This is a genomic window from Flavobacterium panici, from assembly GCF_903819335.1.
GTDB classification, from domain to species: domain Bacteria; phylum Bacteroidota; class Bacteroidia; order Flavobacteriales; family Flavobacteriaceae; genus Flavobacterium; species Flavobacterium panici.
On sequence record NZ_CAIJDE010000029.1, the window covers coordinates 125,771 to 138,054 of the forward strand.

The window sequence follows — 12,284 nt, forward strand, 5'->3', positions numbered from 1 at the left end:
ACGGGATTTCACCATACGTTTCCCGAGGTTGAAACCTCGGGCTATGTTTCATAATCTTTGTCGAATTTCTTGTGTGATTTCTCGTTCCTCGAAATGACAAACTGTACCTTAAACTTTTAGTTCTTAATTTTAAAATTATCAATTATCAATTATCAATTATCAATTATCAATTATCAATTATCTAATATTTAAATTTCTTCAAACTATTTTCTAATTCAGTTTTTGAACCGTCAAAAGGCTTTAAATAAAAACTATATTGATAATCTCCGGATTTAATTTGATATTGTTCTAATGGCTGTGCAACAGTCGTCCAACTATCATTTCCCCCTACTCCCATTTGGATTAAATCGATGTTCACTGTCAAAAATCCAGGATCTTTCAAATCGTAAGTATGTCCTGATGCGCTTAGATTTTCCTGTGTGTACGGCCATGCGCTCATGCTTAAAACTTTTGAATCGTTTACTACTAAAAATCCTTTGTTTTTCTGCGGAGTGCTCAGTGCCATCCATCTTACATCACATCTGTTTCCGTTTTCCTGCGGTTTTGGGTAATGTTCGATAAAGTCATTAATTGGAAGCGAATATTTCCCAACAAACGAACCAAAATTTCTGTCGCTGTAATTTTCTAATTCTCCCTTTCCGTACCATGAAATCTGATCGAATTTTCTTTGAACTCCCATCTGCATTCCGATTTTTGGAATGTTTGGTAATTTGTTTGATGCTTTTAAGCTGTAATCTACTTTTATTAATCCGTTTGGAAAAATATTATAGATCACTTTTACGCTCGCACTATCTTTTATAACTTCGTAATCGCTTGTTATTTTAATTTCAGAAACTGATTTATCAATTGAAATGTTGACCAATTTTGGTTTTGCTTTGTACCATTGTTTCAGCAACTTTTGCGATTTCCAACCACGTTTATCATTGTCTGTAAGTGGTCTTACGAAGTTTGGCAATAGCGGTGCAAAAACTTGTTCTTCTCCGTTAAAAATATAAGAACTCAAAGCTCCGTTTGTTTTTCCAATCGTAATATCAAAAGTTTTTCCTTTGATTTTAAAATCTGAATCGGATTCAGAAACGTTTAAAATTTCTTTTTTAGATTCTGGAGAAACGGCTTCTTTCTTTTTTAATATAAACTGATCTTCCGCGACAGCATAACCTTTTGAAGCCCACAATTCCTCTTTTGAAAGCTGGAATTCTATATTTAAAATATATTCCGCATCAGCTTTCATTTTTGGAAGATAAGAACTGATATCTAATGTTGTTGATTGTCCTGCTTCTACTTTAAATGGTTTTAAAATCTGAGTTTTGATTACGTTTCCGTTTTCCAACACTTTTAAAACGGGAATGTAACCCTCTAATGATTTAACCGATTGACGATTTTTGATTTCTAACTGATTTCCGTTTAAAGTCGAAACCGCTGGCTGATACACCCATTTATTCTCAAAAATAGAACCTTTTGGTTTTCCGTAAGAATCCACAATTCCTTTTGTATTGAAGTTTCCGTCGTGGTATTTTTCTCCAAAATCTCCTCCGTGAGCAAAATAATTCTGACCTGATCTGGAATCAAATTTCACGATTCCCTGATCTTTAAATTCCCAAATACAACCTCCAATAACTCTTGGAAGCGAACGGAATTCATCCCATAATTCTTTTAAATTTCCAACTGAATTTCCCATTGCATGAGAATATTCAACAAAGATAATCGGTCTTGTATCTTTCTTTTGATCTACTAAAAATTTCGGAGTGAAAACGCCAGGATAAAAGCGGCTGACCATATCGACATACGAATCATCCTGCGGATTTTCGAATCGATATGCGTGATCGATTGTTTTGGGATATCTTGAATCAAGCGGATCGATATAACCGTCTAATTTTGCATTTCCTTGTGCTGGTTCATAATGTACAGGACGCGTAATATCGAAATCGTGAACCCATCCCGACATTGCAGCATGATTTGGTCCTTTTCCGCCTTCGTTTCCTAAACTCCACATGACAACCGATGGATGGTTTTTGTCTCTTTCAACCATTCGGATCATTCGTTCTATATAAGCATTTGTCCAAAGCGGATCGTTGCTTAATTTTCCGCCAATTCCGTGTGTTTCCTGATTTGCTTCATCCATAACCATGATTCCGTATTGATCGCATAATTCGTAGAAATAGGGATCGTTTGGATAATGACTTGTACGTATAAAGTTGAAATTAAACTTTTTAATCGTAGTTATATCTTGTTTGATGTCTTCTCTCGTAACCGCTTTTCCTCTTGTCGGATGATGATCGTGACGGTTTACGCCATACACATAGGTTTCTTTTCCGTTAATGAGCATTTTTCCGTTTTCTTTTGAGAATTCAATTGAACGGAAACCAACTTTACAGCTTTTGGCTTCTGTAACATTGCCGTTTTTATCTTTGATAGAAATGACCATCGTATATAAATTCGGCTCCTCTGAACTCCATTTTTTTGGATTTTTGATAGTTTCTTGGAAGAATCCGAAACGAACATTATCCAAACGGGGATAACTTTCGTTGATTAAATCAATCACAGGTCTTTGAAGCGGTTCTTTGAACATTGCCGTATTATTGGCATCGAACAATTGAACATTCATCATATAATCTTTGATTTTTTCTCCTGTTAGGTTTTCAACTCTGGGACGCAGTTTAAAAATTGCATCTGTATATTGTTTGTCTAATTTGGTTTGAACAAAGAAATCCTGAATACGCAGCTTCGGCTCGGCCATAATGAAAACTTCGCGCTGAATGCCGCTCATACGCCAGTGATCCTGATCTTCTAAATAAGAACCATCTGTCCAACGAATTACACGAACAGAAACTACATTTTCTCCTGCTTTTAAATAAGGCGTAATATCAAATTCTGATGGCAGAAAACTGTCTTCGCCATAACCTAAAAATTCTCCGTTAAGCCAAACTTCAAAACCTGAACTTACGGCTCCAAAATGTAAAGTCACAGTCATATCTTTCCAATTTTCAGGAACGGTAAAACTGCGTTGGTACGAACCGACTCCATTATAATCTTTAGGAATATAAGGCGGATTTATAGGTCTAAACGGATAAACGGCACTTTTGTAAATTGGATTATCGTATCCTTTCATTTCCCAGTTTGAAGGTACTTCTATTTTATCCCAGCCTGAAACCGTATTTTTATAGAAATCTTTTGAGGCTTCTTTAAGATTCACGGCATATTTAAAGTTCCAATCGCCGTTTAGCATCTGGATTCGGCTTTTGGTTCTGTCGCCTTTTAAAGCGTCTTCAATACTTGCGTATGAATAAGCTGTCGCTCTAGAAGGCTGTCTGTTAATGCTTGTAACCGTTGGATCTTCCCAAGGCGCAAATTCGTATTTTTTATGCAATTCAGGGATTCCTGCTGGTTCTCCTGTTACGGATTGGGCTTGCGTGTAAGTTGTGAATAGTAAAATTACAGTCAAAAAGTCGAAAGTCCTAAGTCGAAAGTTGAAAAATTGCTGAATATGATTTGGCTTAAACATTATTTTATTTTTAGTTTTTTTGTCATTCCGACGAAGGAGGAATCTCCGTAAGAAGCTCTACAAAGTATTTTCTCTCTTTGTAGAATATTGACGCGAAGATTTCTCCTTCGTCGAAATGACAAAACTGTGTCTTTATTATCTTTTGGTTATTAGACCTGACAGGTTTTAAAAACCTGTCAGGTCTAGAAATCGTTATATCTTAATACTTAATTCTGTACACTTAATTCTTCTTTTTCTCCGGCGGTGCTACAAAATTCAATTTGCTTTTCCCTAAATCTTTAGACGTTGCAATTGCAATTCCTCTTTGTTCTGCTTTGTTAACGGCACAATAAAAATGATAGACAATACCGTTGTGTTTTACAACGAATGATTTGTGTGCAAACATATCATCGTAAGGTTCAGAAGATTTAACTAAATCATCTCCTTTCCAGTCGGTCCAGTTTACTAAATCATTTGAAACGGCAAAACGGTTAAATGCGCCTTGATTCCAACCCGTCCAGAAAGCTCCAAAATAGAACATTACCCAAGTATCATTAATACGCTGAATATAAGCATCTCCCGAAATTCCTTTATGATGGTTGATTAATGGTTTATTGCCGTAACGTTTCCATTCTTTCATGTCGTTTGATACAGCCATAGCAATACGTTCAGCGCCTTTAGCGGGATTTATACTGTCGCCACGGGCATTGTAATACATGATAAAATTGTGTCCTGTCAATTTATCCTTATCGCGAATCACGCTGTTTTTGTACATCGTACTATTATCCCACCATCTTGCATCTTTGTCTTTTGGAGTCAAAACCGGATTTTCTAATCTCTGAAATTCGTGTGGTTTTGTCGGAGCTTCTTTGGTATACGCCATTCCTATTGACAAAACGCCTGCTTCATAACCTTTGCTGTCTCCGCCAAAATAACTCATCCAGTATTTGTCATCGTATTTTTCCCATTCGTAGCTTCCGCCCCAAGTTGGATCTTGCAACGAAATATATCCTGCTTTTTGGTTGACGTCCCAGTGTTTTTCATTTTCTGAAAATGACATTACTTTTCCCAGATATTTCCAATCTAAAAGGTTGTCACTTTCTGCAAGCCAGGTTTCATAACCTCTTCCATCGTAAATTAAATAGGTCATATACCATTTGCCGTCTTTTCTAAATACACTCGGACAATCCATTTTGTATGAGTTGTCAGTTGGAACCATTACCAAACCGTATTTATAAGGTGTTTTAATTTCCTCGTAAATCTCCTGCATTACGCTGTCGGTAATTTCTCTTTTCTTGTATTTGGTCGCACAGCTGGTTATAGCAAGTGCTGAAATGGTTAGAATTAGGTATTTAATTTTCATTTTTATGTTTTTTTGCCACGAAGGCGCTAAGGCTCTAAGTTTTTGTTTTGGAAAGATTTAATCTCGCAAAGTCGCAGAGTCGCAAAGTTTTTACTTTCTATTCTCTATTCTCTATTTTCTATATTCTAAAATCTTGCTTCTTGCATCTTTCTTCTTCCCACTCTCTTTTATTTCTTCAACTCTTTTAATTTAGAATCCATCACATCTCTATTCAATTTTACTTTTACCATTCCTGTTGGATGAAATCTTCTTTTTAAGTCGATTGCATTATAAACTATTGTGTAAACGTCATTTCCTTCTGGGATTAAGCACAAAGGCGTTCTCATAATATCCCACCATTTATCAACTTTGGTTTCTATTGGTAAATAATGTGCTTCTGCCCAATTCACTCCGTCAGCCGATAACGAATACGCAATCATGTTAGGTAAATGGTGTCCCCAGCCGTCTGGGCCACCGTCGAAAATAGCGATGTACAGACCGTTTGGTAATTGACTTACAATTGGATTTTCTACAAACTGCGGATGCATGGTTTTAATGGGTTCCAGACCTTTGTTCATTCTCAACCAAGGACCTTCTAAACTTTTGGATTCGGCTAAAGCCACAAACCAGCCTTTTCCCGATTTCTTTGGATAATCTGCCCAAGAATTAAACGGATAAGCGCCGCTGTAAAAGCCGAAATATTTATCGCCCACTTGGTATGGAAAAAATGACGCAACACCCTGACGTCCTTCCCAAGGCTGAGAATCTAATCCGGGTTCCATAATGATTCCCATATCTTTATAAGGGCCGCCAATTCCATTGATTCCGTCTACAGTTGATTCACAACGCCAAATTCTTCCGAATGAATGATTTGGTTCTATTGTTTTACTTACGGTATAAGCCAAATAATAGCCGTACCATTTGTTTGCTTTTTCATTAAAAACCGGCATATACGACCAGATGGCTGCACGACGATCGTTCATTGGATTATCATCTTCTGTAACGGCGTAAGTTCCGCTTGCTTGATAAATGGTTGATTCTCTTTTCCAATGAATGGCATCTTTACTTGTCCAATGTCCAATTTTGGTTTTTACACGATCGTAATAGTAATCAACACCTTTTTCTCCTGCTCTTTCAGTTGGAAACATATGATACGTATCTCCGACTTTTACCACACGTCCTCCTTCAAAACCTCCTTGAATTCCTTCTGTTCCAGACATTCCTTCATCAATAACGGGTTTATTTTCTCCGCCGATAATTTCGAAAAGTGGTTTTTCATCTGAAAATCCTTCAACGATAAAAGTTGGATTCCAAAGTTTTCCGTCTGGAAAATTGGCATTTCTTGGTTCTAGCTTTTCAGAAGCTTTTACAACTCCTAAAACACCAAATAATCCTTTTCCAAGATTTAAAGTTTGTGTTCCTTTTGGAAATGAAATCGCATAAACATTTACTGGAGGTAAACCTGTAATCGTCAATCCGTTTTCTAAAATTAATTTAGACTTTTGAAGTTTATCAGCTTGAAGATATTCTGAATTATTTTCTTGAAAAACACCAATTAAAACCTGAACAGGCTCTTTAAACTTTAATTGTAATGGAGAATTAGTTCCGTTTTTATATTTATCTAAAGGAAGTTCAATTCCTGTTAAACCTTGTAATTCTGGGGCTAAACGAACAATATTGTGTTTGCTTCCTGAAAATACATGAGAGTATTGTGTGGTTTTGAACGTTTTGTAGTTGGATTTTACAATTTCAAATGATGCTGGTTTCGATGTCGTTTGTGCTGTGCCTTGAATGCAGACAGTTAACAGCATTAGGAATGTGGTTTTTAATTTGAAGTTGTATTTTGTGTTTTTTGGAAACATTGGTTTTTTATTTTTTATTGACTTCTAAATTTCCCCAATCTTGTCATTTCGACGGAGGAGAAATCTTCGTTTGCTGAGCACGCTTTGCAGATCAAACTTTGCGGAGCAACTTGCGAAGATTTCTCCTCCGTCGAAATGACAAACTAAACGTAACAAACTAAACTAATTACTAATTACTAGGTACTAAGGACTAAGAACTAAATCGCTTTATAACTCACTTTATACTCCATATTAGGTTTTACAATCAACTGATATTTATTTTTTGCTAATTCTATAATTGTTCCAGAGTTTGTTTTGGGTTTGCTGGCACTTTCAAAAATCAATTTTCCTTCTCCTTCGCCTGCTTTTATTTTGATTTCTTTGGTACTGCAATACACGGTAACTTCTCCGTTTGGTGTTGGCACTTTTCCTTCCATCCATTTTAAACCGCCAAGATTTGGTTTTATCTCATATTCCGAATATCCCGGCGCGGTTGGTTTTACACCCAAATAATATTTTCCTAATAAATAAATCGGACTTGCACCCCAAGCGTGGCAAAGGCTTTTCCCGTAAGGACGTCCGTACATCGTTAAATGCTCAGTTCCTTTTTTGTTCGGATTGTATTCTTCCCAGAAAGAGGTTGCACCTTCATTCAGCATTCCACCCCAATAATCTTTCATTTCTTTTAAAACATAATTCTGTTCGCCCATCGCACACAACGCTTCCAGCTCATAAAAACGCATGTAAGGAGTTGTAATTTGAAGAACATCTTTATTAAGCAACACCTTATTTTTTACGCTTTGTTTTTGTTCTTTATTAAAATAATTGAAGAAAATACCGAACATATTAGCATATCTGGTTACAATATTTTGGATTTTACCGTCGATACGCTGATGCTTCATGACGTTTTCTTTTTTATCCCAAAACACATCAAATAATTTCGTTTTTAAATCATTCCCTAATTTTTGATATTGTTTTTGATCTTCATTTTTACCAGCAATTTCAGCACTTACAGCCATCGCTTCTAAACTTCTGGCTAAAAGCATTTGCTCAAAACTAACTTCGCCCGTTTTTGGAAGTCCGTCTGCCCAATCAATAAAAACCCAGTCTCCTTCTAAAGGTTCCAAGAATCCGTTTTTGTTTCTTCTTTCTAAACAGAAATCCATAAGTGATTTCATTCTTGGATAAAAAGTTTTGATGAATTTTGTATCGCCTGTGTGCAAGTAATAATCGTAAACACCTACAAACCAATACAGCGAATAATCCATTATGATATTTACGTGAGCCGTTACAGGATCTTTTCCTCGAAGGGCTAACAGCGTTCGTTCTACCGAAGCCGAATCAAAGAATAAATAATAATTCATTAAATAACTTTGATACGCATCGCCAGACCAAACCCAGCGGTCACGCTTAATTCCGTCTATAAAAAATTCACGAGACGTTAAATGCATCGTGTAAGCCGACACATCCCAAATTTTATTCAATTGTTCATCTGAAGATTTGAATGCGCCACGATAATCTAATGGCAGATATTCATAAAGCATCGAAATTGAATCGTATTTTACACCTGCATCTGCTTGAACTTGAACATAACGAAATGCTTTCGATCCTTCGTGTGTGTAGGTTTCAGGCTGTTTTCCATCAAAAGATAAATGATCTAAGGTTTCGCATTTAGCAGAATCCAGCGCTTCTTCACGAGATTCTCCGTAATAAAGCGCTACTTTGCCTTTTCCTTTTAAACCGTGAATTTTAATGTAACCAAAAGTTTCTTTGCCAAAATCTACCAATTCACCAGCTCCTATTTTCTCTGTTTTCTTTGCACTTAAAGGTTTGGTTGTTAGTTTGAATCCTGAAGGTTTATTTTCTGAAGAATTAAAATTCCAAGAACCAACAGGAACCCACGGTGTACCAGATTGTTGTGCTTTTCCAGTTTCATCAATCCAGAGTTTATCTTCGTTGGTTACTTTCCAAGAAGCATCAGATTTAATATAATTACCAGAAATATAAATAGCCGGCAATACTTCCTGATTATAAACTTTAAAAGAAATTTTGTGTTTTCCGGCAGGGACTGCAATTGATTTTGGCTGTCCGTAAATTTGAACGCCATCTAAAAGTAATTGAAAAGGTCCTTCTGAAAAGATTTTCACTTCGTCTGGCTTTGGAATATCTACTTCTGTCTGAAAAGTGACCAAAGCATAAGGACTGTAATATTGCCAAAGCGGTGGAAATACTGCTTCGCGTTCTGTACGTCTTACTTGCATTTTATTACTTAACCAAACTTCAAAATCTCCTGGATACCATATCCATGTCGCTTCTTTTGGTTTTTCCTGTGCTGATGAAAGTGAGCAAGAAAAAAGAGCAACAAAAAGAAGTAAAATTTTAAAAATGGAAAAGCGGTTTAGCATAGTAAGTTTATTTTGGGACTAAAGTTAAGTGTTCTCATCACATTTGACACCCTGTACTATCCTGCTATTTCATAAAAAACAGTACTTTTTGATAATTTTTTAAGGGAAAAATTATGAGTTATCACTTTTTTAGTATTAAAAAAAATGATGTTACAATTTTATGGGACGCGGATGAAAGCGGATTTAATTATTTGCTCTTTTTTGTCATTTCGACGAAGGAGAAATCTCCACGAGAAGCTCTACAAAGATTGGACTTTCGCTGCGGAGTTACTTGCGAAGATTTCTCCTTCGTCGAAATGACAAAGTCTGTGTTATTTTGGATAACTAAAAGAAAAAATCCGTGTTAATCCGCGTCTTTACGAAGTAAATCCGTTTTATCCGCGTTCTAATTTAGGCTTACAATCTAAGCAATCATCCTCTCAGATTCATTTTCATCTTCTAAAATATAATTAGAAGGCGTTTTACCTAAATGTTTTTTAAACATATAAATAAAGGCACTTGTAGTTTCGTAACCTAAATTGAAGGCAATTTCTTTAATGGATTGTTTTTCCCCCAAACGTTTTATGGCTTCTAATAATTTTAAGCGTGTACGCCAGTCGCTGAAGTTCATTCCCAATTCTTTAATAAATAAACGAGATAAAGTTCTGGTGCTCATAAAAGAAAGTTCGGCGTAATATTCTATTGTATTTTTGCTTGAGACATCATTCATTAAAAGTTCAACAACTTTTTGAAGTCTTTCGTGATTGGTTGTTGGCAGGAAGGTTGCACTTGGTTCGATTAAAGCCAATTCGTCCAAGAAAACAGAAATGATTCTTTTTTGTGGTGGAGTCAGATTTCCTTCAACTCCAAAAGAAATGATTTTGAAAACCAGCTGCTTTAAAAACATCGGAATATCAAATGAAAAACTATTTGTTGGCAATCCTTCCATTGCAGACGGATCAATAAAAACGCTGTAGTAATTAACATCTTTTTGAAAAGTAACCTGATGTTCCACTCCGCCTGGAAGCCACAAACCCTGTAACGGATTCACAACCCAAATATGATTGCCCACTACAACGTTCATTACGCCACGTGTTGCATAGATCAACTGACCTCTTGGATGTGAATGCGAAATACACATTTCATTGTTTACCATTTCGGTATAGCCAATAACTGGGATTGAGGAATCTACTTGGTATCCAAAATCCGTGGCCATTCTATATGTCCGATATTGACTATTCATTGTCCAAATATAGCAATTCTGACATTAGTATTCTTTTAATCTTTGCAAAAAATAATACAGCTGTTGTTTTTTAACCTAATTTAAAAATCAAAAAATATCTCATGGACACTATTAAAGCAAATCCTGACATAGTTAAAAAAACCACTTATTCGATCTTATTCATCATCAGTTTTTCTCATTTAATTAATGATCTTTTACAGGCTGTTATCCCTTCTGTTTATCCATTAATTAAAGAAAATTTTAATCTTAGTTTTACCCAAATTGGTATTATTACTTTAACCTATCAAATGGTGGCTTCGATTTTACAGCCGTTTGTGGGAATGTATACCGATAAAAATTCAAAACCGTATTCGCTGATTGTTGGAATGTGTTTTACAATGGTTGGACTTTTTCTGGTTTCGATATCTTCTAGTTTTGTTTACTTATTATTATCAGTGAGTTTAATCGGAATTGGGTCTTCGATTTTTCATCCTGAATCTTCGCGTGTGGCGCATTTGGCTTCGGGCGGAAAAAGAGGTTTGGCACAATCTATTTTTCAATTGGGAGGAAATGCCGGAAGTGCAATCGGACCTTTATTAGCCGCTTTTATCGTTATTCCGCACGGACAATCTTATATCGCTTGGTTTTGTATTATCGCATTAGTTGGTGTTTTTGCTTTGTATAAAATTGCGATTTGGTATACTGCACATTTATCTGAAAGAAATGCGAATAAAGCTTCTCACCAAATAGAGATGCATCATTTGTCAAAAAATCGAGTAATTGCTTCGTTGATTATCTTATTGGTTTTGATTTTCTCTAAGTATTTCTATATGAGCAGTATCACAAGTTATTATACTTTCTTCCTTATAGATAAATTCCACATCACGATTCAGCAGTCACAAGTGTATTTATTCTTGTTTTCGGGCGCTGTTGCTGCAGGAACTTTGATTGGAGGACCAATTGGAGATCGATACGGCAGAAAATATGTAATCTGGGTTTCTATTTTAGGAGTCGCTCCGTTTACTTTAATGTTGCCTTACGTTTCTTTATTCTGGGTTGGAACTTTATCTGTAATCATCGGATTGATTCTTTCTTCTGCATTCTCTGCGATTCTGGTTTATGCAACTGAATTAATGCCCGGAAAAGTCGGACTTGTAGCGGGGCTTTTTTTCGGATTTGCTTTCGGAATGGGAGGTTTAGGTTCTGCTATTTTAGGAAAAATTGCCGATGCTACAAGTATTGAATATGTATTTAAGATTTGTGCGTTTCTGCCTTTGATTGGGGTTATTACTGGATTCTTGCCAAATTTAGAGAAGAAAAAGAAGGTTGAGTAATTTTTTTTATGCCACGAAGTCGCTAAGACGCGAAGTTTTTATAAAAAAATAAGATTTAATTGCGTCCCGATAAATCGGGATGAGAAAAAAAATAAAGCTCAAAAGGCTTTAGCCAAAATATCTACAGTTTGGCTAAAGCCTTTTTCTATTCTTTTTACATAGACCTCCAGTTAAAACTGGAGGCAACTCATAAAATAGCCTTGCTTTATTTGCAATCTTTTTAAAAACATAGCCCGTGGTTTCAACCACGGGAAACGTATTTTGATAAATGTAATGTTATGTATAGCGTCCCCGTGGTTAAAACCACGGGTTATGTTTAAATTGATGATTTTTATTTCGTTTCAATTTCACTATTGGTTGTAATAATGATTTTATTTTGCTGATGTTCAATCGTTACGAAATTCCCGTAATTAAAACCGATTTTCTGAAGCCATTTTCCGCAAAGACGTATTTCTGGAAATATAACGTATCGATGATATGATCTTGCAATATGTTTTGGCTGGATTTTTAGTCGTCTTTTCGCTGATTGTTTCATTATATTTCTGTTTTTACGAAACAAAAATAGTAAAATTAATACTACAAATTATAATTATATATTTTTAAATTATAATTTCATGATGCTTTTGAGTAACATTATTATATTTTTTATTATATTTAAAATGCATCATATTTGCATAATA

At 35.6% G+C, this 12,284-nt stretch carries 7 protein-coding genes; 1 reads left to right on the top strand and 6 read right to left on the bottom strand.

The window, feature by feature from the left end:
• Positions 1-181: 181 nt before the first annotated feature.
• From FLAPXU55_RS03600 to FLAPXU55_RS03620, 5 genes are all read right to left on the bottom strand, one after another.
• The gene (locus FLAPXU55_RS03600) at positions 182-3,502 is read right to left on the bottom strand and encodes a glycoside hydrolase family 2 TIM barrel-domain containing protein (protein WP_235991984.1); all 3,321 of its coding nucleotides are present in this window, start codon (positions 3,500-3,502) and stop codon (positions 182-184) included.
• A gap of 220 nt (positions 3,503-3,722) precedes the next feature.
• Positions 3,723-4,844 (bottom strand): glycoside hydrolase family protein, encoded by a 1,122-nt coding sequence (locus FLAPXU55_RS03605; RefSeq protein ID WP_180856613.1) that lies wholly within the window; start codon positions 4,842-4,844, stop codon positions 3,723-3,725.
• Positions 4,845-5,011: 167 nt separating this feature from the next.
• Entirely contained in the window at positions 5,012-6,685 is a 1,674-nt protein-coding gene (locus tag FLAPXU55_RS03610; protein WP_180856614.1) for a glycoside hydrolase family protein, read from the bottom strand.
• Positions 6,686-6,882: 197 nt separating this feature from the next.
• A complete protein-coding gene (locus FLAPXU55_RS03615; protein ID WP_180856615.1) occupies positions 6,883-9,069 on the bottom strand; it encodes an alpha-L-rhamnosidase-related protein in 2,187 nt (728 codons plus the stop codon).
• Positions 9,070-9,472: 403 nt separating this feature from the next.
• Positions 9,473-10,264, bottom strand: a complete 792-nt coding sequence (locus FLAPXU55_RS03620; RefSeq protein ID WP_235991985.1) for an AraC family transcriptional regulator — start codon at positions 10,262-10,264, stop codon at positions 9,473-9,475.
• Between the two features lie 128 nt (positions 10,265-10,392).
• On the opposite strand from FLAPXU55_RS03620, the gene FLAPXU55_RS03625 reads away from it, so the two are divergent.
• A complete protein-coding gene (locus tag FLAPXU55_RS03625; protein ID WP_180856617.1) occupies positions 10,393-11,604 on the top strand; it encodes an MFS transporter in 1,212 nt (403 codons plus the stop codon).
• Between the two features lie 331 nt (positions 11,605-11,935).
• Here FLAPXU55_RS03625 and FLAPXU55_RS03630 read toward each other — a convergent pair whose 3' ends face one another.
• Positions 11,936-12,139, bottom strand: coding sequence for a SymE family type I addiction module toxin (locus FLAPXU55_RS03630; RefSeq protein WP_180856618.1), 204 nt, complete (start codon positions 12,137-12,139; stop codon positions 11,936-11,938).
• Between the last annotated feature and the right edge of the window lie 145 nt (positions 12,140-12,284).

Excerpts from the sequence above, each read along its gene's own strand:
- FLAPXU55_RS03600 (WP_235991984.1), bottom strand. The coding sequence starts at position 3,502 with ATGTTTAAGCCAAATCATATTCAGCAATTTTTCAACTTTCGACTTAGG.
- FLAPXU55_RS03605 (WP_180856613.1), bottom strand. The coding sequence starts at position 4,844 with ATGAAAATTAAATACCTAATTCTAACCATTTCAGCACTTGCTATAACC.
- FLAPXU55_RS03610 (WP_180856614.1), bottom strand. The coding sequence starts at position 6,685 with ATGTTTCCAAAAAACACAAAATACAACTTCAAATTAAAAACCACATTC.
- FLAPXU55_RS03615 (WP_180856615.1), bottom strand. The coding sequence starts at position 9,069 with ATGCTAAACCGCTTTTCCATTTTTAAAATTTTACTTCTTTTTGTTGCT.
- FLAPXU55_RS03620 (WP_235991985.1), bottom strand. The coding sequence starts at position 10,264 with ATGGCCACGGATTTTGGATACCAAGTAGATTCCTCAATCCCAGTTATT.
- FLAPXU55_RS03625 (WP_180856617.1), top strand. The coding sequence starts at position 10,393 with ATGGACACTATTAAAGCAAATCCTGACATAGTTAAAAAAACCACTTAT.
- FLAPXU55_RS03630 (WP_180856618.1), bottom strand. The coding sequence starts at position 12,139 with ATGAAACAATCAGCGAAAAGACGACTAAAAATCCAGCCAAAACATATT.